The 23,341-nt window shown below is 67.1% G+C and carries 25 protein-coding genes, 1 tRNA gene and 1 pseudogene; 18 read left to right on the forward strand and 9 right to left on the reverse strand.

What is annotated here, in order from left to right; genetic code table 11:
* Positions 1 to 172: 172 nt before the first annotated feature.
* The gene (locus E1295_RS14575) at positions 173 to 358 is read left to right on the forward strand and encodes a DUF5703 family protein (protein WP_132630807.1); all 186 of its coding nucleotides are present in this window, start codon (positions 173 to 175) and stop codon (positions 356 to 358) included.
* Positions 359 to 583: 225 nt separating this feature from the next.
* On the opposite strand, the gene E1295_RS50885 is transcribed toward E1295_RS14575, so the two are convergent.
* Both E1295_RS50885 and E1295_RS49655 read right to left on the reverse strand, forming a co-directional pair.
* Positions 584 to 2,476 carry a chaplin family protein gene (locus E1295_RS50885; RefSeq protein ID WP_181957992.1) on the reverse strand — a complete coding sequence of 631 codons (1,893 nt, stop codon included), beginning with the start codon at positions 2,474 to 2,476 and terminating at the stop codon, positions 584 to 586.
* Between the two features lie 247 nt (positions 2,477 to 2,723).
* On the reverse strand, positions 2,724 to 3,095 hold the full coding sequence (locus E1295_RS49655; protein ID WP_181957993.1) for a hypothetical protein: 372 nt from the start codon (positions 3,093 to 3,095) through the stop codon (positions 2,724 to 2,726).
* A 770-nt stretch (positions 3,096 to 3,865) separates the two neighbouring features.
* Between E1295_RS49655 and E1295_RS14605 the strand changes: the two genes are divergently transcribed.
* Positions 3,866 to 3,951 (forward strand) — tRNA-Leu (locus tag E1295_RS14605).
* 26 nt (positions 3,952 to 3,977) lie between these two features.
* Here E1295_RS14605 and E1295_RS14610 read toward each other — a convergent pair.
* Positions 3,978 to 5,246 (reverse strand): recombinase family protein, encoded by a 1,269-nt coding sequence (locus E1295_RS14610; protein ID WP_220448715.1) that lies wholly within the window; start codon positions 5,244 to 5,246, stop codon positions 3,978 to 3,980.
* A 169-nt stretch (positions 5,247 to 5,415) separates the two neighbouring features.
* On the opposite strand from E1295_RS14610, the gene E1295_RS14615 reads away from it, so the two are divergent.
* From E1295_RS14615 to E1295_RS14625, 3 genes are all read left to right on the forward strand, one after another.
* Positions 5,416 to 6,117, forward strand: coding sequence for a DUF433 domain-containing protein (locus E1295_RS14615; RefSeq protein WP_132630809.1), 702 nt, complete (start codon positions 5,416 to 5,418; stop codon positions 6,115 to 6,117).
* Between the two features lie 76 nt (positions 6,118 to 6,193).
* Positions 6,194 to 6,508, forward strand: a complete 315-nt coding sequence (locus E1295_RS14620) for a PIN-like domain-containing protein (protein ID WP_281284742.1) — start codon at positions 6,194 to 6,196, stop codon at positions 6,506 to 6,508.
* 285 nt (positions 6,509 to 6,793) lie between these two features.
* Positions 6,794 to 7,567 carry a hypothetical protein gene (locus E1295_RS14625; protein ID WP_132630810.1) on the forward strand — a complete coding sequence of 258 codons (774 nt, stop codon included), beginning with the start codon at positions 6,794 to 6,796 and terminating at the stop codon, positions 7,565 to 7,567.
* Between the two features lie 443 nt (positions 7,568 to 8,010).
* On the opposite strand, the gene E1295_RS14630 is transcribed toward E1295_RS14625, so the two are convergent.
* Positions 8,011 to 8,871: an NAD(P)-dependent oxidoreductase gene (locus tag E1295_RS14630; protein ID WP_132630811.1), complete on the reverse strand. Its 861-nt coding sequence runs from the start codon at positions 8,869 to 8,871 to the stop codon at positions 8,011 to 8,013.
* Between the two features lie 91 nt (positions 8,872 to 8,962).
* On the opposite strand from E1295_RS14630, the gene E1295_RS14635 reads away from it, so the two are divergent.
* Positions 8,963 to 9,544, forward strand: coding sequence for a TetR/AcrR family transcriptional regulator (locus tag E1295_RS14635; protein ID WP_132630812.1), 582 nt, complete (start codon positions 8,963 to 8,965; stop codon positions 9,542 to 9,544).
* An 11-nt stretch (positions 9,545 to 9,555) separates the two neighbouring features.
* Here E1295_RS14635 and E1295_RS14640 read toward each other — a convergent pair whose 3' ends face one another.
* A complete protein-coding gene (locus E1295_RS14640; RefSeq protein ID WP_132630813.1) occupies positions 9,556 to 10,446 on the reverse strand; it encodes an NAD(P)-dependent oxidoreductase in 891 nt (296 codons plus the stop codon).
* Between the two features lie 152 nt (positions 10,447 to 10,598).
* On the opposite strand from E1295_RS14640, the gene E1295_RS14645 reads away from it, so the two are divergent.
* Complete coding sequence (locus tag E1295_RS14645) at positions 10,599 to 10,955, forward strand: winged helix-turn-helix transcriptional regulator (protein WP_132630814.1); 357 nt, start codon at positions 10,599 to 10,601, stop codon at positions 10,953 to 10,955.
* Positions 10,956 to 10,997: 42 nt separating this feature from the next.
* The gene (locus E1295_RS14650) at positions 10,998 to 11,375 is read left to right on the forward strand and encodes a transposase (protein ID WP_342775870.1); all 378 of its coding nucleotides are present in this window, start codon (positions 10,998 to 11,000) and stop codon (positions 11,373 to 11,375) included.
* A gap of 67 nt (positions 11,376 to 11,442) precedes the next feature.
* Here the strand turns inward: E1295_RS14650 and E1295_RS14655 are convergent, their stop codons facing one another.
* Positions 11,443 to 12,099: a TetR/AcrR family transcriptional regulator gene (locus tag E1295_RS14655; protein ID WP_166427226.1), complete on the reverse strand. Its 657-nt coding sequence runs from the start codon at positions 12,097 to 12,099 to the stop codon at positions 11,443 to 11,445.
* Between the two features lie 291 nt (positions 12,100 to 12,390).
* Between E1295_RS14655 and E1295_RS14660 the strand changes: the two genes are divergently transcribed.
* Both E1295_RS14660 and E1295_RS14665 read left to right on the forward strand, forming a co-directional pair.
* The gene (locus tag E1295_RS14660) at positions 12,391 to 13,512 is read left to right on the forward strand and encodes a hypothetical protein (protein WP_132630817.1); all 1,122 of its coding nucleotides are present in this window, start codon (positions 12,391 to 12,393) and stop codon (positions 13,510 to 13,512) included.
* A 327-nt stretch (positions 13,513 to 13,839) separates the two neighbouring features.
* A complete protein-coding gene (locus E1295_RS14665; RefSeq protein ID WP_132630818.1) occupies positions 13,840 to 15,048 on the forward strand; it encodes a cytochrome P450 in 1,209 nt (402 codons plus the stop codon).
* A 37-nt stretch (positions 15,049 to 15,085) separates the two neighbouring features.
* Here the strand turns inward: E1295_RS14665 and E1295_RS51825 are convergent, their stop codons facing one another.
* A complete protein-coding gene (locus E1295_RS51825) occupies positions 15,086 to 15,541 on the reverse strand; it encodes an SDR family NAD(P)-dependent oxidoreductase (RefSeq protein WP_181957994.1) in 456 nt (151 codons plus the stop codon).
* Between the two features lie 44 nt (positions 15,542 to 15,585).
* Between E1295_RS51825 and E1295_RS52425 the strand changes: the two are divergent.
* Together E1295_RS52425 and E1295_RS48695 are read left to right on the forward strand one after the other, a co-directional pair.
* Positions 15,586 to 15,699: pseudogene (locus E1295_RS52425) on the forward strand (TetR family transcriptional regulator); the annotation flags it as partial.
* A gap of 154 nt (positions 15,700 to 15,853) precedes the next feature.
* Positions 15,854 to 16,147 (forward strand): acyl-CoA-like ligand-binding transcription factor, encoded by a 294-nt coding sequence (locus tag E1295_RS48695; RefSeq protein WP_281284743.1) that lies wholly within the window; start codon positions 15,854 to 15,856, stop codon positions 16,145 to 16,147.
* 412 nt (positions 16,148 to 16,559) lie between these two features.
* On the opposite strand, the gene E1295_RS14680 is transcribed toward E1295_RS48695, so the two are convergent.
* Positions 16,560 to 17,738: a cytochrome P450 gene (locus E1295_RS14680; RefSeq protein ID WP_132630821.1), complete on the reverse strand. Its 1,179-nt coding sequence runs from the start codon at positions 17,736 to 17,738 to the stop codon at positions 16,560 to 16,562.
* 166 nt (positions 17,739 to 17,904) lie between these two features.
* Between E1295_RS14680 and E1295_RS14685 the strand changes: the two genes are divergently transcribed.
* The 6 genes from E1295_RS14685 (at position 17,905) to E1295_RS14715 (ending at position 22,270) form a co-directional block, all read left to right on the forward strand.
* Positions 17,905 to 18,582 (forward strand): TetR/AcrR family transcriptional regulator, encoded by a 678-nt coding sequence (locus E1295_RS14685; protein ID WP_166427228.1) that lies wholly within the window; start codon positions 17,905 to 17,907, stop codon positions 18,580 to 18,582.
* A gap of 258 nt (positions 18,583 to 18,840) precedes the next feature.
* Positions 18,841 to 19,233: a VOC family protein gene (locus E1295_RS14690; protein ID WP_132630823.1), complete on the forward strand. Its 393-nt coding sequence runs from the start codon at positions 18,841 to 18,843 to the stop codon at positions 19,231 to 19,233.
* Positions 19,234 to 19,246: 13 nt separating this feature from the next.
* The gene (locus E1295_RS14695) at positions 19,247 to 19,708 is read left to right on the forward strand and encodes an SRPBCC family protein (RefSeq protein WP_132630824.1); all 462 of its coding nucleotides are present in this window, start codon (positions 19,247 to 19,249) and stop codon (positions 19,706 to 19,708) included.
* 363 nt (positions 19,709 to 20,071) lie between these two features.
* A complete protein-coding gene (gene istB, locus E1295_RS14705) occupies positions 20,072 to 20,809 on the forward strand; it encodes an IS21-like element helper ATPase IstB (protein WP_281284740.1) in 738 nt (245 codons plus the stop codon).
* A 203-nt stretch (positions 20,810 to 21,012) separates the two neighbouring features.
* Positions 21,013 to 21,234 carry a hypothetical protein gene (locus E1295_RS14710; RefSeq protein WP_132630825.1) on the forward strand — a complete coding sequence of 74 codons (222 nt, stop codon included), beginning with the start codon at positions 21,013 to 21,015 and terminating at the stop codon, positions 21,232 to 21,234.
* A 103-nt stretch (positions 21,235 to 21,337) separates the two neighbouring features.
* A complete protein-coding gene (locus tag E1295_RS14715) occupies positions 21,338 to 22,270 on the forward strand; it encodes a hypothetical protein (protein ID WP_132630826.1) in 933 nt (310 codons plus the stop codon).
* 424 nt (positions 22,271 to 22,694) lie between these two features.
* Here E1295_RS14715 and E1295_RS14725 read toward each other — a convergent pair whose 3' ends face one another.
* The gene (locus tag E1295_RS14725) at positions 22,695 to 23,207 is read right to left on the reverse strand and encodes a flavin reductase family protein (protein WP_132630827.1); all 513 of its coding nucleotides are present in this window, start codon (positions 23,205 to 23,207) and stop codon (positions 22,695 to 22,697) included.
* Positions 23,208 to 23,341: the final 134 nt, after the last annotated feature.

Raw genomic sequence — 23,341 nt, forward strand, 5'->3', positions numbered from 1 at the left:
GTTCGCTAGCTATCCCCCTGCCGGGAGTCGGCACAGACTGAAAAGGTAACCCGACTCGCGGAAATTTCCTTCCCCCCGGGCTACCCACTGGCTTCCGGGTCCACCCACAAGCACGCAGAATAAGGCTCATCGAGCGGCATGGCGCCCTGACCCACTCTGGAGACTAATCGTTGTGCTCGACTACTCCTACATGGATATCTTCATTCCGCGCGACCTCACTCGCGAAGCAGCACGTCAACTGCTGACCGAACACGCAGAGTACGGTCAGTGGGAGCTCGCGCGCGTGCGCGTACACCCCGACGGGAGCCGGCACGTACGCCTGCGCCGGAAGATCATGCGGGTCCGGCGCACCTTCTGAACCTGACCGCGGACATGGCTTTGCCCGCCCCGGGCCGCGCCCCCGGAACGGGCAAAGCATCTCTCGCCGACCGCTCGCCGGACGCGAGCGTCAGCCGATCTGGTCAGGCGCGGTCAGGCGCCTGCGCTGTCCTGCTCAGCCGTTTACGGCGTCCTGCTCATGCCGTTTACGGCGTCCTGCTCAGTTGCCTGCGGCGTCCTGCTCATGCCGCTTACGGCGTCCTGCTCAGTGCTTGCGGCTCGGACGGAACCGGCGGGCGGTCGCGAACAGGGTCGCCGAGGCGGCGAACAGGCCGCCCAGCATGAGGGCGAGCAGGGAGCTGGAGTTCATCCCGGTCACGCCGGCCGGCTGCTCGGCGCTCATCAGGCCCAGCTTCCCGACGGGCAGCCCGCGGGTGGCGGAGGTCACCGCGCCGCCGACCGGGGTCGAGGCGACCAGCGACGTCGCCGGAGCGAGCGGCGAAGCGGCGCCGGAGTGCTGGGCGCGCCCCGCCCTGTCGGCCGGCGCGGCGGAGGCGGCGGTCCGCTTCGGGGTCGCCACGGTGCGCTTGGGCTTGGCCGGGGTCACGGCGGTCCGCCTGGGCTTGGCGGGGGTCTTCGCCTGACCGGGCTTGGCCGGTGTCTTCGCCTGAGTGGGCAGCCCCGGCAGGCCGGGCAGGCTCGGCAGGCCCAGCGTGCGGGAGGCGTCCTCGACGATGGGCACCTGGGTCAGGCCGGCGCCCTGCAGCTTGGCGACGTCGCCGACCCCGCCGAAGTCGGGCGTACCGCCCAGGGCCGGCACGGCCGGGACTGCGGGCAGCACGCCGCTCTTGGCCGCCGCGGTCCTGGTGCGGCCGAAGTGCTCGTAGCCGCTGTGGCCTCCGTGGCCCGGCTTGCCGACGCGCGCCCCGCCGAGGCACCCGGCGGCGGCATCACCCAGGACGGCCACGGCGTTGCCGCAGACGTTGACCGGCGCGGTGATCGGCGCGACGACCTGGTTGCCACCGAGAACGCTCGCCCGGCCCGACGTACGGTTGCCCCCCGCGCCCCTGCCCGGGTCCTTCACGTGCGCGCCGCCCTTGCAGCCGGCGAACGCCCGCCCGACCAGCGCCACCGCGTTGCCGCAGACGTTGATGGGCGCGGTGATCGGCGCGACGACCTGGTTGCCACCGAGAACGCTCGCCCGGCCCGACGTACGGTTGCCGCCCGCGCCCTTGCCCGAGTTGTGCACCGTCGCGCCACCCGCGCACCCGGCCGTGGCGTTGCCCACGGCGTTGCCGCAGACATTGATCGGCAGGCTGATCGGGGCCACGACCTGGTTGCCGCTGCCGACCCCGAACCGGCCGTCGGTGTCGTTGCCGCGCGAGCCCACGCGCCCACCGTGGTGGTAGCCCTTCTTGGGGCCGCCGTTGGTGACCGACGAACCGCCCTTGCAGCCGGAGAACGCCCGCCCCACGACCGCGACCGAGTTGCCGCAGATGTTGATCGGCGCGCTGATCGGGGCGACGACCTGGTTGCCACCGAGAACGCTCGCCCGGCCCGACGTACGGTTGCCGCCGGGGCCGCCCTTGCCGGAGTTCTTCACCGTGGCGCCGCCCTTGCAGCCCGCCGTCGCGCCGCCGAAGATCGCCACCGCGTTGCCGCAGGCGTTGATCGGGGCGCTGATCGGCGCCTCGACCTGGTTGCCGCCGAGGATGCTCGCATCACCCGACGTACGGTTGCCGCCCGTACCGCGCCTGCCCTGGTTGCGTACCTCGGCCCCGCCCTTGCAGCCCGCGTCGGACCTGCCGATCAGCGAGACCGCGTTGCCGCAGGCGTTGACCGGCGCGCTGATCGGCGCCTCGACCTGGTTGCCGCCGAGGATGCTGGCGTTGCCCGACGTGCGGTTGGAGTTGCCCCCGCCGCCGCGGTTGTTGACGACCTCGGCGCCGCCCTGCGAGGAGGCCTCCGACGAGCCGATCGCGGCGACGGAGTTGCCGCTGATGTCGATGGGCAGCGAGATCGGCAGGTCGACCTGGTTGCCGCCGCCGATGGACGCGTCGCCCGAGGTGTCGGCCAGCGCGGTGCCGCTGCCGCCGAACGACATGACGGCCACCGCGAGAAGGGCCGCGGGGGTCGATGCCTTCGCCCACGTACGCATATCGATGCTCCTTGTGGTTCTTGGGGGGATTACCTGAACGGTTCGCGGACAGCCCGAGGCCGTGCGAGGTTTCGCGCACAGCGGAGACCTCGGATTCGCGAACCAGCTGAACTGCTGACGTGTTCACCCGCCGGCGGAGGGGATCAATGCCGCGCTCCGCCGCATTTGTGCACAGAAAGGCCCGGCGGGGGTCGAGATGCCTGCGACGTACTCCGTCGCGCACGACCGGCCGGCGCCCGGGCGGGGATCAGTCAGGCGAGAAAGAAGGGTCGTCCGCCGCTGTGCGGACGACGGGGGGCAGCACGTACGCCGGAGGTGAGCGCCGTGCCTCGAGCCGCGGGTCGAACACTGACCTCGCGACGTCCCCGGTGGCGGACCCGAACGGTCCGCTGCCACCGCCGTTGGGCACCAAGCCGTTGGTGTCCAGGATCTTGCCGGCGGTGGACGGTGTCGGCAGGCCAGGATCCTGCTGGCTGTTGAGGCCGTCGACCGTGCGCCCCGCCATGGCTTCGGCGTTGTCCGACGCCGAGACGTGACCGGGGCCGAGGGAGGCGGCCGACGCGCCGACTTCTGAGACCGCGGAGGGGACCGCGGCCGTCTCGGACACTGGCGTGCCCATGGCCGTTGCAGACTCGTACAAGTCCGCGGCCGTTGCGGACACGGACTGGTCCGCGTCCGACGTTCCGGACGCGGGAACCCCCGCGACCGGCGTTCCGGACGCGGCAAGCTCCGCAGCCGGTGTTCCGGACGCGGGAAGCCCCGCGACCGGCGTTGGGTGGAACGCTCCAGTCGCCGCGGTGGAGTCCGCAGCCGCCGGAGCAGCGGTGAGCATGCCGAACAGAACAGCGAGCAACCATCCAGCGGCCACGAGGGAACCGACAGCGGTTGCCCGCATGACGAGCCGACGGGCACCGGCCGCGAACCGCGCCATCCGGTCGACCCGATCGGTGGCCGTGTCCTGTTCTGGGGAGGCCACGGACAGGCGACACACAGCGAGGGACCTCTCCCCCGGCTGATGCATCGCCGCGCGCGCCACGTGACCTCCCGTATTCCCAGAACCCTGCCCAACGTTGCGAGGCTGGTCCGTGGACTCACCCCTCAACGTTCCGTAACCGTAGCAGCACTCAAGGTTGTCGCAAGGCCTTTTCACCGCAGCCCCAGAAATTCACCAACACCACACAGCCCAAACCACCCCCAACTGCCCCAATGCCCTCTGCCGTACGTCATGAGCACCCCATCAGGCCCCCCGCCACGCGCCATCACCCGGCATACCCGCACTCCCGAAGCCACCTTTCGGAGAGAGGCTGGATTCTCGGTATGACTCACCCCTCAGAGTTTGCTAGCCTTACGGAGCCGACGCGGGATGACGGTCCAGCGTGCAGGCACCAAGTCCGGGTGGCGGAATAGGCAGACGCGCTAGCTTGAGGTGCTAGTGCCCAGTGATGGGCATGGGGGTTCAAGTCCCCCCTCGGACACAGGATTACCCCATGAAGAGCCTGCCCTAAGGGATGGGCTCTTCTGTGTTGAGCTCAGTCACCACACGGGTCGCCGCGTGGCAGATGATGACCAGGCCATTGGCTCGTAACGCAGAAACGATCTCTGCCGGCTCCTTCCGTCCTCTGCCACCGACGTGCGCTGATAACTCTGCCAGCAGTCGGTCCTCACGTATATACAGATACTTCGGGCTGGACGCCTCGCGAGGTCTGGCGCTGGTGTAGCCGTGGCGGCATCGATAGCCGGGACGTCCGTTCGCCCAATGCGAATCCAGACGGCGCCCGCAGAAGCCGCACTTCAGCAGGCCCGCGAGCAGATAGACGCGCGGACTGCCGTCCTGGGCGGGTCGAGCGGCTCGGATGGCCTGCGCTGCGACGAAGTCGTCGTCGCTGACCAGTGCTGGATGGCTCCGCTTCGTCGAGATCGCCCACTCCTGAGGAGCGTTCCAGCCGCGCGCCATTGCGTCGGTGACGCCGCTGTTCTGGCGGTTCCAGACCTGGCGACCGGTATAACGCGGATTGCCGAGGATAGCGGCAACGGTCCGTAGCGTCCAAGCATGTCCAGACCGGTGCGGGTTGCGCTCGCGATCCGCGTCCGAGGGGCACGGTACGCCGCGTTCGTTCAGCATCCGGGCGATCCCCGCCACGCTGACGCCCGACAGCCGCTGCGCGAACATCCACCGTACGTGCGGTGCCGTGGCCGGGTCGGCGTCAAGCTGGTGCAGACGGCGCCCCCAACGGGCGTGCGTCCGGTTCGGATGCGGACCCGCGTCGACCAAGCGGTAGCCGTACGGCGGCCGCCCACCGAGAAACCGTCCCTGGTCGGTAGCCTGATTGCGCATCGCGGCCAGCACGCGGTAGCGGGCACGCAGCACCTCCCGCTGTGATTGCCCGCCCAGCAACAGCATCAACGCCTGATGCATCGGGCTTGCTGGATCTACCGGCCCACCTGCCTCCGGCAGCCACAGCTGGACGCCATAGGACTGAAGGAGCGGCAGAAGCTGCGCGAGCTGATCCCCGCAGAACGCTCTTTCGTACTCGCCAACCACGATCGCGTCCCAGCCACGGTCCGGATCGGTCAGAGCCATCAGCAGTTCGGCGGACTGCGGCCGCTCTTTCCATGGTAACCGCCGCGAATATCCGACATCCACGAACTCGGCCACGATCACGCCCAGGCCCGTGACCAGGATCTGCGCCGCCTCACGCTGCCACCCACACGAGGAGACCGGGTCCTGGAAATCCTCGGTGGAGGTCCGCGCGTAGAGGGCGAACCGCAACGGCCCGTCCTTCGAATGACGACGAGAAGATCGCGGACTGATGACCTTGTGCTGGACCCAGCTGTCGAACAAAGAGGACATACCTAGTTGACGCAGGAATGCGCCGCCTGTGACGCCACGTCATGAGGCATCATGGAGAGGCTCAACGACGTGATCCCGGGAGGTGAGCATGGCCATCGATCGGTTCACCACGCCGCTGTACGGCATCGCCGAAGCTGCCGGCTACCTCGCGATCCCCGCCTCCACCTTCACCAACTGGGCCTTCGGCTACCAACGCCGTCAGCACGACGGCCGCGCGATCCGCGCTGAGCCGGTCATCACCGCCACCCGGGCAGAGCGGCCGAACGAAGCATCCGTGCCGTTCATCGGCTTGGCCGAGGGCTATGCCATGGCCGCGTTCCGGCAGGCCGGCGTACCACTGCAGCGCATCCGGCCGGCAATCGACGCATTGCAGCGGGAACTCGGCCTGGAACACGCCCTGGCCAGCCGCCGGCTCTTCACCGACGGCGCCGAAGTCCTCTACGACTACGCCGAGCACGTCGGCGACGACTCGGCCCGCGAGCTGGTCGTCGTCCGCAACAACCAACGAGTCTTCACCGAGATCGTGCAGAACTACCTGCGCCGCGTGCACTTCGCACACGACGGATACGCCGAAGTGATCACCCTTCCGCAATACCGCGTCGCCGAGGTCACGATAGATGCCCGCCACGCCTTCGGCCGGCCCCGATTCGCCCGCGGAGGCGCCAAGATCGAGGACGCGATCGACCTGTTCCAGGCCGGAGAGCCCGTCGATGTCGTAGCCGAGGAGTACGGACTCACCCGCGACGAGATCGAGGATGTCCTGCGTGTCGCCACCCGAACAGCCGCGTAGGTTCTTCATCGACCGCAGTCTCGGCCGGGTCGCCGTCCCCAAACTACTGCGCGAAGCCGGATAGGACCTCATCACCCTGGCCGAACACTACGGCGTCCCCCAAGACGAGACCATCGAAGACACCCGCTGGATCGAAGACAGCGCCAAGCTCGGGTGGGCCGTCCTCATGAAGGACAAACGCATCCGCTACCGGCAAGCAGAGATCGACGCCGTCATCGGACACCAGGCCCGCTGCTTCGTCATCACCCGCGGCGATCTCACATCCGCCGCCTACGCCGAACGCTTCATCACCAACCAACAAGCCATCTTTCTCGCCTCCGCCACTCCTGGGCCCTTCATATTCGCCGCCCACGCCGACCGGCTGGAGCGTCTGTATCCCCCGCATCACTGATTCCCGCACTTGCTTCCGGATCCTGCTGTTCATCGCCACCAGGATGACAGGGCGTACATAAGTTCATTGAATCCGACCATGGCGGCGAACCTCGATCGTGCGACCCAGCCGGCCGCCTTGGTCAGGATGCGGCTCGGTCACCGGCTGTGGTGGACTGGAGCATGCCCAAGAGCCGCGGCCGCCGCAAGGCCACCAGCAGCAAGCCGTCGTTCGCCCCTGCCACCGCGCCGATCTGACCTGCTGCTGCGTGACGCACGGCAGCTCACCGGCCTGGCCGATCCACTGGTGGCCGAGATCTGGGCCACCAGTTGGCTCGGTCAAGCGTGGGTGACCGCGGAGCTGAGCGAACGCGAGGCCGAGCATCGGTTGTGCATGGAGGTGACCGGCCGGGCATGCACCACGCCCTCACCGCACGGCTTGGCCGCGATCGCCGCGCCGGCGCGGGTCGCACTCGCCACCGACATCACCATGCTGGCCGAGACGATCGACATCCTGGCCGAGACCCAGCCGCTGCCCCCTGGTCCACCGCCATGTCCGCGGACGGCGGCATGGGGCGCGGCGTCGGCGTGGCGAGCGGTGGACGTGTGGGACAGCGAACAGGTGCTGCTCGTCGATTACGACGGCCCGCATCCCCACACGTTGATGGCCCAGGGTGGCAAGCCCGGTGGGCTGATGATCGGCAAGATCGCGGTCCTGGAACCCGGCGCCGCCGCACAGTGGGACCAACGACACGAATCCGACGAGGTTCCCATGCCGATCAGCCAGGCTCCGGTGCCCGAGGTGCTCGCTGACCTGGCCGATGCGTTGCGCACCACCGATATCACCTGGCCGCGCAACGACGACGAGGACTTTGTCGACAGTCGGGCACTGGCCTGGTCCCGCTGCCGCGACCACCTGCCCGCCTGGCCCGAACAAGACAGCCTGCCCGAAGCCGAACGCCACCGCCTGATCCAGGAGTTCACCACCGCCAACCATCTGGACGACGACGTGAGCAGGTCACTGGCCGAGCTGTTCCTGGACTACGGTGAGGGCTACGTGATCTCCGGCCCGCTGGCCTGAAGCCCGGACGAGGTCATGCTGCTGCTCACCGACTGGCTGCCCCGCAAGGCCGTTCTCGATGCCGCCCAGCGTGCGGCCCTTCCCGACGTCCTACGCCGGTGGGTGGCCTACGCCCTCGATCAGCGCGGCCTCGCCCCCCGCTGGATCACCCCGGTCGTGGATTCGTTGCTAGAGGACTGGCGCGGCGGGAGTCCGTGGCCCGGCAGCGGGTCGAGGAGATCCGGGAGCAGATCGCCGCACTGGGGTCACAGCTGGAGGATGAGCAGGGCCGGTTGTCCCGGCTGGTGATCACGCGGGAGACCGTAGAGGAGATCTTGGGCGATGCGGCCCAGCAGGCCCACGAGCCTGCGCGGCCGGGGGCAAGCTGACGCCCCCGTCCGGCGAGCAGGCAAGCGCGCGCATGGAAACGTCGAGGCCCTCTCCTGGCGCGGATCAGAGATAGGTCAACGCCGCTTCAGCACGTCGACCAAGCTCGTGAGGCTGTCCTGGCCGTGACCGGCGGTTACGCCTGCGCGGAAGATCTTCAAAACGGCGGCCGGAAGTGAGCCGTCCACGCCGGATGCCTGGGTGGTGTGCAGCACGTGTTCCAGGCTCGCCACGCCCATGGAGATCCGGTCGACTTCCCCCGCGTGGTTGCCCGCTGTGATGCGCGGCGCGTAGAACTGTACGAAATAGCGGAGGTCCATGGACTTCACCGCGTGCGGCAGGAAGTCCTGTGCCGAGATCCCGTTGGCCTCCGCCACGGCCTGACCGTGCAGGTAGCCTGCCAGCGCCGTCCAGAACATGTCGATCCCGATCTGGTAGTACAGCGCCGCCAGTCCGGGGTCCTCACCGAGGTACTCGATCCCGGTCAGCACTTCCAGGGCGGACCTGTGCCGCTCGATCGTGTCCTGCGGACCGCTGTAGTAGGTCATGGCGTCAGGCGTGCCGATGCCCGGAGGCGGCACCTGCACACCACCGCTGATCTGCACGGCCCCGCGCTCGGCCAGCCACGCGGCCGCCTGACGTGCCCTGTCCGGGGTGTCGGAGGTAAGGTTGACGAGGGTATGTCCGCCCAGGACGGCCCTCGAGGCCTGCGCCAAGACGGCGTCCATCGCGTCGTAGTCGATCAGGCTCACCACCACCAACTCGTTGGCGGCGAGCGCCGCCTCGACGGACTCAGCTCTCCTCGCGCCCCGCGCCACCAGGTGACCCGCCCTGGCGGGCGTTCGGTTCCAGACGGTCACCTCGTAGCCGCTGTCGAGATAGGCACCCGCCATGGCCTGCCCCATAGGGCCCAGCCCGATCATCGTCACAGACTTCATCCGTACATTCCTTACGACTAGAACGAACGCTTTATTTAGAGCGAGGCTAGCACGTAGCTAGAACGAACGCTCTACCAAGTACGATGGAGCCATGCGGCCCCAGCACGAGATCGGCACCCGAGAGCGGATCGTCCGCACCACCTCTCGACTGATGCAGCGGCAGGGGTACGAGGCGACAGGGCTTAAACAGATTTCCCAGGAGGCCCAAGCCACGCTGGGCTCGATCTACCACTTCTTCCCGGGCGGCAAGCGGGAACTGGCGGTCGAGGCGGTCCGCCACGGGGACAGAGAGTTCGCGCAGTTCATACGCGCGTCGTTCGACTCGGAAGACGATCCGGCCGCGGCAATCGTCGCCTGCAGCCGCGACCTCGCCAAGGGGCTGAGGGCGTCCGGCTGGCTGGACGGTTGTCCTGTCACCACCGCGGCCTTGGAGAGCGCGGGCCGAGTGCCCGAGATCCAGCAGGCCGCAGAGAACGCCTACGAGAACTGGCGCACGCTGGTCCGCGACAAGCTCAGCCGCTCCGGCTTCGCCGACGACGTGGCGCATGACCTCGCCTACAGCGTGATCAACATGCTGGAAGGCGCGGAACTGTCGGCGCAAATGTCCCAGAGCGAGGCGCCGCTGAAGATCGCCGGCAGGCATCTCGCACGGCTTGTCGACTCCTATCGATGAGCGCAGCCCGCTTACTGCTGTCGCGCCGGCTTTCTGAGCACCTCAGTGAGGGCCGAGATGCTGTGCTCGCCATGGCCTGCCTCAGCCGCTCGCCTCACCAGATCATGGAGCGGAGCGAGCCAGTCGGTGTCGACGTTCGTCTCCCTGGTCAGGTCCTCGTCGTGGGCCGCCCCGGACAGGAAGAGGTTCACAGAGGAGGCGCCGTCGGTGTAGTCACCGCTGTCGATCTCCTTGGCGTAGATCGGCAGCAGTGACTTGATCATGTCAAGCCACTTGCCCGCGAAGCGCACCATCGTATGCACCTCCAGTCCACGCGCCTGGAGCGCGGCAGCACCCTGGAAGAAGCCGACGAGGGCAGGTAGCAGGGTTGCGCCCACCGCCATCTCATACAGGGCGGCGAGATCGCCTTCCTCGCCGAGGTGGACGGTGTCGCCGCCCAGCACCTTCAGGGTCGCCTCGAACTCCTCGAAGACCTCCTTGTCGCCGCTGTAGTACAGCAGGGTGTCTGGTGCACCCACCGCCGCGGGCACGTTCTTGACCGCGCCGGCCAGGAACCGGGCGCCATGGTCGATGGCCCAGGCGGCCGTCTCGCGAGCGCCGGCAGGGGATCCGCTGCTGAGGGTGACCAGGGCCCGCCCATGCAGCGACGCGACGGCGGGCCGCAGTGCCAGCCGGGTGTCTTCGAAGGTGGTCAGGCAGGTGATGACCAGAGGACTTGCCGCCACCGCGTCTTCGACGGCCTCCGCATGCCTGGCTCCCATGTCGATGAGAGGCCCGGCCTTGGCGGCGGTTCTGTTCCAGACCGTGGTCGGGTGTCCGGCCTTGACGAAGGCCTCGGCCAGTGCTGTGCCCATCGAGCCCAGTCCGATGACGGTTACCGGTGTCATGTTCTTCGCAGTCATATGCATACTCCAGCCACAGAGATAAGGAAACGGGCACGCCGTCTTGGAGACCGTTGTGGTCTTGAAGCGGCCTGGTTAATGCTGGCTGCAGCGCTCACATTTTATCAAGTACTCACATTATTGCCTGGTACTGACATAGATGTAAGTATGGAATGGTGAAAACGACGAAGAAGCGGACGTTCACCTGCGGTCTCGACGCTGCCATCGCCGTCATGGGAGGCAAGTGGAAGGGACTGATTCTGTTCGCCCTCCAGGAGGGTCCCCTGCGCTTCGGGGAGCTACGGCGCGCGGTGCCCGGCATCAGCGAGCGGGTGCTGATCCTGCAGTTGCGGGAGATGGAGACCACCGGGCTGCTGCATCGCGAGGCCTATCACCAGGTCCCGCCGAAGGTGGAGTACTCACTCACCGAGTTCGGTCATTCGCTGAACACCGCGATGGCGCCGCTCGGAGAGTGGGGCGAAGAGCACGTCGAGCGCATCGAGGCCATCCCGTGGGATCAGGTGGGGTGAACTTGCGCGGATGGATCGGCAGACCTCATCACCGTCACAGCGCTGGCGGCCAGCTGGCAGGACCGCGACGGCGCCAAGACCGCCCTGCTGTCGGCCTACCTGACCACCGCGATCCGGTACTTCTTCGCCGACCAGGGCTTCGCCGGACGCCTGGTGGACTGGGCCCGCGACACCCTGCGCACCACCCTGGAAATCGTACGCAAGCCCGCTGACCAGCGCGGCTTCAGCGTCATCTCCCGCCGTTTGGTGGTGGAGCGGACGCTGGCCTGGCTGACCGCCTGCCGCCGATTGGCTCGTGACTACGAGCGGGACCCGGCTGTCTCCGAGGCGATTATCCGCTGGGCCGCTATCGCCGGCATGGCTCGCCGCCTCACCCGAGGAAGCCCCGCCCAACGCCAATCGCGCTACATCTGCGACTGAAATCCTGCTGCAAACGATCTTCTCAAACACGCACTCAGGCGTTGAATTGCCAGAGTGATGGGCGGCGTCACAGCGGAAGCCCGAGGTCGCCGTCGAGTTCGGCCGGGATCGCCGGTCGTCCGGGCAGGCCTCTGCCTGTGGCGGAGCCAGCCCGCAGGGCGTCGATGAACAGCTCAAGCTGGCGCTCGGTCGCCGAGTCGTTGTGCCCCGTGGGGAGCATGGGCACCGGACGAGCCAGCTTGACCAGCCCGAGAGCTAGGTCGGTGACAGTGATGTCGGTGCGGAGCCCGCCCTCGCGCTGGGCGGCGCGTACCAGCGGGCGAAGCCGCCCGAGTATCCGCTGCCTGGCTTCCCCCACCTGCTGTCTCGTGACCTGATCCGCCTGCAGGCCCGGCAGCAGGAGCAGGGCTAGGGCGCCGATGCGGCGACGCACCACGAAGCGCAGGAGCCGGACGATCACGCTCCATGCGTCCGGTTCGATCGCCTCGGCGCGTTCGAACTCCTCTGTGACCAGCTCCATGTTGTCCAGCACGACGGCCCGGATCAGCGCGCCGCGGTCAGGAAAGCGTCGGTACAGGGTTGCGATGCCGACACCGGCGCGCCGCGCAACTTCCTCCAGCGATGCGTCCGCACCCTGTTCGACGAAGACCTGGCGAGCAGCGGTGATGACCTGCTCACGATTGCGACGGGCGTCGGCACGCAGCCGAGGAGCGCTGTCGACCACGTGCTTATCCTCCCTACAGCGCGGAGGCTGTACCTCCACATGCGCCCAGCCTAGCCCGAAGTCAAGAGTCCAGGGAGCTCACCGCCTCGCGTGGCACCTCACCCATCTTCTTCGAAGATCCATCTTTCCGTCGCCGGATCATGACCACCAATCGACGGGAACGCAGGACGCCGGGATCACCGGATGAGCTCCTCGTCATCGCGATAGCTCGCGCCGTGCGCCGAAGCCGATTCGCGCGAAGCAGGCGCGGGACCGCGGGCCCTGCCCGACAGCCATACGGATGGACATTGCATGCTGCGCCACCGTGGCATAAGTGTAGGCTCATCCTCCACTTACTTCAACTCGAACGAGAAGGCCATGAATCAAAGACAACTGCCCGGCGGCAAGACAACCGCCCTGCGAACGCTGTCCAACTCACCAACGGCCCGTCCTCGCCGTCCCGCCACCATGGACATCGGGGCCGGCCTCGTCGCGGCACTGACGGCTGCGGTGGTGGCAATCCTCACGTTCGGCGTGCAAGCCACCGTTGCACCGCGCGAGGTGCCACTGGGTATCGTGATCTCGGGCCCGGAGCCCTCCAGGGTCACCGATCAGCTGGCCGCCTCAAGTGGCGAGACGGTGTTGTGGCATCCGCTCGGCTCGAACGAGGCGAACGACGCACTTGCCGCCGGCGCGATCGTGGGCTATCTCACGGTGTCGATCGGCGTGAACGGCAGCGTCGAGGCGACGTCCACCACCAGCGGGCAGACTCATCCGAATGCCACGGTGGCAGCCGAACAAATCCTCAGACAGGCCGCGACAGGTATCGTCGCAGCCACGACGCCGTCCGCCGCCCCCGTGGCCGCCACGGTTGTCCACCCCGTTTCACCAGTAGGCCGGATCGCGCCGCTTGCCCTGGTGTCGGCGCTCTGGATCGGCGGCATGATAAGCACGGTTGTGGCACGTCTGCTTCGGCGCCGCACGGGAGCTCGCGCGCCCGAAGGTGGCATCGGTATGGTCATCGCCTTCGGGCTCGCAGCTCCCGCGGCGTTGCTTGCCACAGTCGGGTCATGGGGAGACGGGGTCGCATGGACCGCGGGAGCGGTCGCTATGACATTTCTGACCGCGACCGCGTTCGCTGCGTTCCATGGGGCTCTTGCCCGATTGCTCGGCTGGGCGAGCCTACCCCTCATCGGCCTGCTTTACCTGATTGGCGCTCCGATGGCGACACAGCCACCGGAGCTGCTGGCACCCGTGTACCGCTTGCTGGCGTGGTCGTGGAGTCCGCTACGCATTACGGTCGACGAAACCCGGGCCCAGTTGTTCGCCCCGCAGCAATCGACCGCGCTTGCCTACGGCGTGCTCGGCACCTTCCTCCTGGCCGGACTCGTTGTCATCGCGCTAACCCGGCACTCCAAGATCGCCAGCCGATGAAGCCGCCCGGCGCTCGGTTGACCCTCTGTCCCATCGCGGCTCCCGGCGTGGGACTCCTGGCTGTCGGCACCGGGCCTGCCGAGCGGGCGCCGCCTAGCGCACTCCCGCAATGGCACGCCGGCCTGACCAGTGTGTCTCGAAGCGCCGGCACAGGGTGGGAACGATCTGGGTGTGGTTGAGGCGGGCACTCAACGGCGACGCCGGACGTAATGGGCCGCCTGAGATCGGTTCTCGAAACTGGAACTTTTCCCTCCACCTGTGCTACTTTGGCTGCTGCATTAAGTGGAGGGATCTCCTTCGCTTAAGCTCACATAACGGGAGCACTCTATGACCGACGCTCAGTCCTCCTTCCCATTCTCCCGCCGCTGCCCGTTTGGCCCGCCGGACGAGTACGCCCGCTTGCGCATCGAGCAGCCCGTCTCCCCCGTCGTCACCCCGGACGGCGGCACGGCGTGGCTGATCACCCGCTACGACGACGTGCGCGCGATTCTGTCCGACACCGACTTCAGCTCCGACGCCCGCCGTCCAGGCTTCCCCGCAATGCAGCCTGAACTGCGGCAACTCTTCGACGACCCGCCCTTCGTCCGCAAGGACCCGCCCCAGCACACCCTCGAGCGACGCACCCTGATTCAAGAATTCACCGTCAAACGGATGAAGGCCCTACGCCCCGGCATTCAGGCCACCGTCGACACCCTCATCGACGACCTCCTGCGCGCCACGCCGCCGGTCGATCTGGTCGAGGTCTTCGCGCTGCCGGTGCCGTCACTGGTGATCTGCCGCCTCCTCGGCGTCCCGTACGCCGACCACGCCTTCTTCGAATCGCGCACCCGTACCATGCTGGGCCGTTCGACAACCTCCGAGCAGTTCAGCACCGCGGCGCTGGAGCTGTTCAGCTACATGAACGAACTGATCGGCACAAAGCAGGCCGAGCCCACCGACGACCTCATGGGCCGATTGATCAGCACCCACATGGAACCAGCCGGACAGCTGAGCCGGCAGACCGTACTAAAGATGTGCACCCTACTCCTCCAAGCCGGGCACGAGACCACTGCCAACATGATCGCGCTGGGCACCTTGGCCCTCCTGCAGGATCGCGCGCTCCTCACCTCCGTCCAGGAGGACCCGGAGGTACTACCGCCAACGATCGAGGAGATGCTGCGTGTGTTCAGCATCGCCGACCTCGGGCCCGCCCGAGTTGCAACCAAGGACATCGAGATCGGCGGCACTTTCATTCGCGCGGGCGATGGCGTCATGCCCCTACTGGCCGCAGCCAACGCCGACCCGGTGGCGTTCTCTGACCCGGACGTGCTCGATCCCCGCCGCGACGGCCGCCACCACATCGCCTTCGGCCACGGCGTACACCAATGCCTCGGTCAGAACCTGGCTCGTATGGAGCTGGAGGTGGTGTTCAGCACGCTCTTCCAACGCATTCCTACCCTGCGCCTGGCTGTGCCAGTCGAGGCACTGCCGCTCAAGAACGACGGCGCTTTTGGACTGTACGAGCTGCCGGTCACCTGGCACTCCGCTGATATGTGAGGGCTCTCCTCCTGAGGTGGGGATGGCAGTTCGGCCTCTACCAGGCCACAGGGAGCTGGTAGAGGCCGTAGATGTTCGCGTCGTCCTTGAACGGCAGCTCGTCGACATCCACCGCGAGCTCCAGGCTGGGGACGCGGCGGAACAGCGTGTCGAACACGATCTGTAGCTCCATCCGAGCCAGGTTCTGGCCCAGACAGTGGTGCGGCCCGAACCCGAACGCGACGTGGTGGCGCGCGCCGCGCTCGGCGTTGTTGACCAGCACGGACACTGTGCCGAGCCGGCGTTCCACTTGGTCGGCGGCGTTGGCGAAGGCGGCGCGGTCGCGTACGTCGAGTTCGATCGCGGCCACTTCGGTGACGGAGGCCAGTTCTTCTGCCGCCTGCGCCAGTGCGGCGGTGTCGATGTCGGCCAGTGCCACCTTGAGTCCCTGCCGGGCGAGGGCGCGGGCGATGCCCAGTCCGATCTGGGATCCGCCTGTGATGAAGGCGGTCATGCCAGCGGAAATATCCATTGTCTCTCCAAAATACGGGCACGGAGTTGCGGGAACGCAAGAAGCTGCGTACGCGCCGCACGCTGATCGAGACCGGGCTGCGGCTGTTCGATAAGGAGGGCTTCGAGGCAACCACCGTCGCCGACATCTGTGCGGCGGCCGAGATCTCCCAGGCGACGTTCTTCACCTACTTTCCCGCCAAGGAGGACCTGGTCTTCGCCGATCAACCCGATCAGGTGAAGACGGTCAGCGAGTTGCTGGCCGGGCGCCGGCCCGGCGAATCCGTGCGCGAGGTGCTCATGCGGGTCGTGGAGCATCGCCCCGGACGATCCCCTCGTCGCGGTCCGAGCCCGGCTCATCGCCACCGTGCCCGCGCTACGCGCAGTGGCGCTGCGGCGGCTGTTCGACATCCAGGGTCAGTGGGCCCAGGCCCTCGCTGCGGCCTTCCCCGACGAGCTCGACGACCTGGAGGCGAACGCGGTCGTCGGCTCGGTGACGGGCGCGGTGATCGCCGCCGCCATGGCCAACCTCCGGCGCGGGGAGGCGGCCCGGCCCATGCCGGAGGTCGTCACCCGCGCCGCGGCCACCGCCATGGATGCGATCCCCTGACGGCTCGGATCTATCGTGGTGGGGAAGGGACGCGCCACGATCTCCGTCGGAGACCTCGTGCTGTGACCGCAGTTCGGTTGATCAGGCGCGGGCGGACGGCAGGCCGTCTCTCAGCGTCTTCAGCGCAGCACCCAAGGTGGCAACCTCCGCCAGCATGGCGGTGACGGAGCGCTCCGTATTGCGGGCGGCATCGCCTCGTCCACGTACGGTGGGCCGCAGCCCTTGAGGTCCACCACCTCCAATCGGGTGCCCTCGCGAAGGGTTGCGAGGTCCTGCACTCAGCGAGCCACCGCCTCGCCGTCGCGGCCTTGATGCGTGCTCCCGATGGTGATCGCAGTGTTGTTCATACGTCAATGCCTCCTCCATTCCGGTCGCAGGAAGACGAGCGCAACACTTCGTGCTGTGCGGCTGGTCACCAGGCGACCGGGAGTCGGTGCACGCCGTACACCAGCATGTCCGTACGCAGCGGCACCTCTTCTGGCGGGACCGCTAGGCGTAGCTTGGGGAAGCGGCTGAACAGTGCGCTGTATGCCAGCCGCAACTCGATTCGGGCGAGTTGTTGCCCCAGGCACTGGTGGATACCGTGGCCGAAGGCGAGCTGTCCTGGTGCGTGCCGTGTGAGGTCGAGCCGGTTCGGGTGCTGGAACTTGTTCGGGTCGCGGTTGGCCGCGGGCAGGGACACGGTGACCGACTCCCCGGCCTTGATGATCTGACCCTCGAGTTCGATGTCCTCCAGCGCCACCCGGATTGGTCCGATGTGCGGGATCGACAGGTACCGCAGCAGTTCCTCGACCGCCGCTTCCGGGTCGGCGTGCAGGTGACTTAGCTGGTCGGGCTTGGTCAGCAGGCAGTAGGCGCCTAGCGCGATCATGTCCGTGGTGGTCTCATGCCCCGCGACTAGGAGCAGCAGACAGAGGTTGATCAGCTCTTCGTCGGTCAGTTCCTCAGTGGCCAGCAGGTCGCTGATCAGGTCGCCGGTCGGCGCAGCGCGCTTGGCGGTGAGAAGTTCGCCGAGGAAGGCGTACATGGAGGTGTAGGCGCTTATCACGTCCTCGCTTGCCGACGTGCCACGCATCATGATCGCCGAGTCGCGCTGGAACCGCTCGCGATCGGCGTACGGCACGCCGAGCAACTCGCAGATGACCAGTGACGGGATCGGCACCGCGAACCCGATTACGAGGTCCGCCGGAGATCCGTGCCGCGCCAGCACGTCGAGCTGCTCTTCGGTGAGCTTTTCTATCCTGGGCTGCAACCGGCGCATCCGCGCGAGCGTGAACTGCCCGGTGAGCAGCCGCCGATAGCGGGTGTGCCGCGGCGGGTCCATGTGCACGAACATTCCCGGCTGTGCCAGACCTGCTCCCAGCTGACCAAGCCCTGAGGTCACGGGCTCGTGTTTCAGCTCGGGCCGGGTGCTGAAGCGCGGGTCGGACAGCACCGCACGCACCGCTGTGTAGCCGACGGCCAGCCAGCCGAGGTGCCCGTCCGGGTACTCGAGCCTGGTCAACGGGCGCAGCCCGCCGAGCCCGTCGGGCGGATCGAAAGGATCGGTACGTGCCGTGGGCAACGTGGTGGCCGTCCCCTCAGGCCTCATCGAATCGTCTCCTGCCTCGAGAGCCGCGTCGTCAAGGCGGCAATCTCACCTAAAAATAAACCTTCGGTCGGTCTATGTTTAGTGGAGGTGACCGGTGGACGGCAACCGTCGCCGATCAGACGCCGCGTAAAATCAACCGGCAGTCGGTTCGCTGATGGAGGGTGACGTGGCACGTACAGTCAACGAAGAGGACTACGCCGCGCGGCGTGAGGCCATACTCCACGAGGCCCATCGTCTGGTATGCACCAAGGGCTACCAGCAGATGACCATCCAGGACGTGCTGAACGGCCTCGGCATCTCCAAGGGAGCCCTGTATCACTACTTCGACTCCAAGCCTGCGCTGCTCGAAGCGTTGGTGGAGCGAATGATGACGCGCTGGGAGCAGGTGCTGACGGACGCCGCGGCCGAAGGACCGGCGTTGCGGCGGCTCCAGCGACTTCTGTCAGCGTTCGATCGGGTGAAAGGTGAGGACCAGCAGTTCCTCGCCTCGGTCCTGCCGGTGATGTATTCCGACGACAACGCCGTGGTACGGCAGAAGTCCCGGATGGCGGGCACGGCCAGATTCGCCCCGCTCCTCGATGACATCGTGCGCAGCGGGGTAGCGGAGGGCGTGTTCAGCACGCCCTATCCCGACCGGGCCGGCCTCGTGGTCCTCACCCTGATTCAGGACCTCACCGAGATCGGTGGCCTCATGATGCTGGAAGGAGCGGGCGGGCAGGAGATCGAGCGCACCTTCGCCGCCTACAGTGACGTGCTTGAACGCGCCCTAGGTGCCCCGGCCGGATCCCTGCAGTTGATGGACAACGCAATTCTTACGGGTTGGCTCGCCACCTTCGACACATGACACCCAGTTCTCCTCACTCGCGCTGTCTCGACGCCCAAGCCCAGATTGATCAGGTTTGGGAAGCCGTGTGGAGAAGCGTGGTCGTCGACGTACTGAGGCCGCCTTCGTGTTCTGTCCCGTGCGTGGGGAGGTTGTGGCGCGGCCCGCCATATGCCGTATGATAAACCAGCAGTCGGTTTATATAAGGCCCGTGGGTGAACGCGACGTCGACATCCAGTAGGCCTGGCATCCGAACAACTGTGGAGTGAAAGGACGAGCATGAGCGTCGAGTTGAACCACACCATCGTGCACGCCCGCGACAAGGGCGTATCAGCTGCGTTCTTGGCGAGAATTCTGGACCTGCCCGTCGGCGCTTCCTGGGGCCCGTTCCTGCCACTAAGGCTGACCAACGGGGTCACCCTGGACTACGTGGACGTCGGGGAGAACGAGATCCAGCCCCAGCACTACGCGTTCCTGATCAGTGACGAGCACTTCGACTCCGCCTTCGCGCGCATCCGCGAGGCCGAGATCGCCTACTACGCCGACCCGTTCCACGAGCAGCCGAACGAGATCAACCACGACTTCGGCGGTCGTGGTGTGTACTTCGTCGATCCCGACGGCCACAATCTGGAATTGATGACCGTCCCCTACGGCGACGCGCCCGCACACTGAACAGTGAGAAGTCATGCTGATCGCGCAAGTCACGGAAACCATCAACTGTGCCCCCGATGACCTGCTGTCCTTCGTCATGGACCCGGAGAAGTACGCCGAAGTGGATCGCAAGATCCGACCGGTGACATGGGTCCACCGCAATGACAACGTCTGCGAATTCGGCTTCCGCCCTGGGCTGGCCGGTCTGCCGGCTCCCCCCGCGGTGTCCCGAATGCAGCTTACGCCCGGGCGTCGGGTCGACATCGTCCTGGCCCCACCGCCGGCCAACCGCTTGACACGGCTGTTGTCGGACTTCGACGCCAGCTTCGTGTGCACCCCGACCCAGGGCGGGACCGAACTGGTCAGGACGTTGCGCTTTCACTTCCGCCCCTGGATCCGCTGGATCGCGGAACCACTCCTGCGCCGCTGGCTGATCAACGACGTGCAAGACGAGGTCCGGCAGGCCAAGTACTACCTGGAACACCGCGTCACCTGATTCCAGATCCCGGCCGGGCATGAAAGTATCGGCACGTGGTGGCGGGGATGGAGGCCGCGTTGAAAGTGGGCGCGCTGACCGCCGATGCCGTCGCGCTGGAGGCCCGCAAGATCGCTCAGGCCGACGACAGTCCGGAGCCAGGTCCGCCGCCGCCCCGGCCGGAACGGCTGGCCTGGCTGGATGAGCCTGCGGTGGTGTCGCTGACCACCCGGCGGCTGGCCCAGCTGCCGCCCGATACCCGGCCGCTGCCGTCGGCCCGGGCGGCCGGCCCGCATCCGAGGGAGAGCTGCCATGACCACCTTTCACCGCCGTGCCCTGACCTAGGAAGCGGCCGAAGCCTCGATCTACCAAACCTGTCAGCGGTTGCGGCTGCCGGCCATCCGCTCCCAGTTCGTCGAGCTGGCCGCTGCTGCCCCGCGCGATCAGATGAGCTATCTCGGTTTCCTGGCCGAGTTGCTGATGGCCGAATGTGATTACCGGGCTCGCAAAGCGTCGGAGCGGCGGATCAAGGCGGCGAGCTTTCCGAGGCAGAAGTCACTGCGGGAGTTCGATTTCGAGGTCAACCCCAACGTCGACCCGGCCGTCATCCACTCTCTGGCGACCTGCGATTGGGTGCGCAAGCACCTGCCGCGGTGTTTGATCGGCGACTCCGGGACGGGCAAGTCGCACCTGCTCATCGCGCTGGGCACCGAGGCCGCGTTGGCCGGGTTCGAGGTCAAGTACACGCTTGCCGCCAAGCTGGTCAACGAGCTGGTCGAGGCCGCCGATGAGAAGGTGCTGACCAAGACCATTGCCCGCTACGGCCGCGTCGATCTGCTTTGTAGTGATGAGCTGGGCTACATGGAGCTTGATCGTCACGGAGCCGAACTGCTGTTCCAGGTTCTCACCGAAAGGGAGGAGACCAACAGTGTCGCGATCGCCTCAAATGAGTCGTTTTCGGGATGGACTAAGACATTCACCGAGCCGCGGCTCTGCGCGGCCATCGTCGATCGCCTGACCTACGGCGGCAACATCATCGAGACCGGCACCGAGTCCTACCGGCTGGCCCAGACCCGCGCCCAGGCCACCGCCGCCACCGTCGCGGGCAAGGCCACCGGCTGACCCTTTCCTGACTCTTCCTCGACAACGCCTGGCCCTGCCGCTAGGAGGAGCGGGTCAAGACGCAGCGCCCGCAGGCGAAGCCGAGGGCGAACGATCTTGACGCGGGACGAGCCGCGGCGATCGTCGCAGCGTCGAGGAAGCGCCCACAACCAGCCAGGAACCCACCATGACCACGCTCGAAACGCACCCGCGCCACGGCCCTCATGGAGATCGTTATCGGGCTTGATCTCAGTGAAGACGATGCCATCGCGCCGGAGGCCACGATGAAGATGCTCCAGCCGTTGATCACTCTCCTGCAGGACCTCCCCAAGCAGGACCGGCAAGCCCTCGTCGAACTGATCAACCAGTACGCGCAGGAGGAAACCGACCCTGAGCGGCAGCTGACGGCCTGGGAAGCGCCCGAAACCCTGGGCCTCCTGATCTGAAAGCCTTAAGTGCCTGGTTTCAGTGGGGCAGCCCGATGACCAGGACACCGAGTCGTAGCGTTCACCGGGAATCGCTACGACTCTCGATGGCAGAATTCGTCCCATGCCCGCACAAGATCCGCGCATCCACCTGCTGCAGGCCGGCCGGTCGCTCGCCGAATGCGAGTTCCTGCTTCGGCAGTTCAGCGGCGAACAGGCGGTCCCTGGTCTGATCGCCCAGGCTCGCCACCACTGCGACCAGGCCGAGCAGGGACCGCACGAAGACGCCGAGACTGCCGCCACTCTTGCGATCCTGCGTGCGGTGGCCTCGACCTTCGCCCTTCGGCAGGTGGTGCTGTCGGACGTGTGCTGCGATTTCGACGATGACGACGGAACGCTGCTCAACGGGTTGGGAATGCATGACAGCAAAGGCGTGAGCCGTCCGCTCGCCGAGGAAGCCGTCCTTACCGCACAGGCGGCCCTTACTGCGGACCCCCACGACGCCCTCATGCCGCTCTACCTGGGTCATGCCCTCACCTGGACGGGCGACCAGAACGCCGCAATCGCCGCCTACCAGGAAGCCCTACACCGCGCACCCGACGACCATTGCGCCCGTTCCGCCCTCTCCTACCTTCATGCTCCGCCCGCTGAAGGGCCTCAGAGCGAGACGAGCCACCCCCGCCACGCCTTCGCGCTACTGCGCAGCGCCTACTGGATCAACAACAACGAATGGGAGGACGCCCTCGTCCTGTTCACCTCCGTCGCCGACGTTCGCACGCACCTGGCCGCCGCCCTCGGCCCCGGCCCCAACACCGGCTCCCGATCCGACTGCCTGACCGGTGAAGACCTGGACGATGAGGGTGCGGAGCTGACCCTGCACATCCACCGCCCCGGCCACCCCATTGCCAAGTACGACCTGAACGCTCGTCTCCACGAGAACCCCGAGACCACGTCCATCGACTGGACCGGCGTCCCAGTGGACGAGTTGCTGAAACCGCCTCTCCCACCCGGCCGCCCCCTTCGCCTTCACTCCAGAGTCTGCTTCCCCCACGACTGAACCGGGAAGAAAAACGGGCGGGCCGTCTTCCTGACCGCTCTTCACCAACCCGCCCCCGAACAGGCGCCCGCCGGCCGCTTTGGTCGAGGAGGGTCGCTGGCCGGGCTCCTCCGAAGGGTTCGCCCAGCAGCTCGCCTCATCCCCCGACCTAGGGCTCATCCCCCGCCTCGGACGCCGTCCGCACCGGCTGGGAAGACGCCGCCGCGCCCGACTGGGCGGGCCCGGCACTATGGCTTGCTCGGGTCGCCGTCGAGCCTCCGGGGTGCTGCTACTTCTCACCGACATTCCAAACCCGATCAGCCCCCGAGTGCTGCCCAAACTGACCGACAAACGCTGCTGCTACTCACCAGCAAAATCACACGGACGGCGGTTTCGATCGCTGCCACGATCTGCCTTATATGCGGGATGTCCCGCCTGCCTCCGATCAGCGGCCGGCCAGGAAGGTGCCGTAACGCCGGTTGTGACGGAGCAGCGGCTCGCCATTGCCGCCGAGCGCGACCTGCACGAGGGCGACCACGATGGTGTGGTCCCCCACCCGCATGTGGTTCTCCAATGTGCACAGAAAAACGGCGTGGGCGTGGGCCAGCACCGGACAGCCCTCCACCTCGGCCAGCTCCGCATCTTCGAACTTCTCCCGTCCCGTGCCCGCGAACGTGCTCGCCGTCTCCCGCTGGTCGGACGTGAGCACGTTCACCGCGAAACGGGCGCCTGACCTGATGACTGCGAACGTCCCCGAGCCGTCGCCGAAGCATAGGGCTAATCGCGGAGGGGACAAGGTGAGCGGGGTGATCGAGGTCATCGTCATCCCGGCCAGAGCACCCCCGGCTTTCGCTGTCACCACGCAGACCCCGCTGGGTAGGCGAGAGAAGGCGGATTTGACCGCCTCACTGGGACAGCTCCCCCGGCCCGCCGCCCCCATCTCGAGAGCGCTGGTCATGAGGCGAACCTGTCTGCGATCTGGCGTAGGAGATGAGCCGGCGATGCCAGGTAAGCCCTGGTCCCCCGCGATGGACGGCGTCGGGACTGACCTTGATCAGCGCGCGACCGGTCAGCCCTGCCATCTGATCCCGC

It is taken from the genome of Nonomuraea mesophila, assembly GCF_004352805.1.
In the GTDB taxonomy this organism is placed as follows: Bacteria; Actinomycetota; Actinomycetes; order Streptosporangiales; family Streptosporangiaceae; genus Nonomuraea; species Nonomuraea longispora.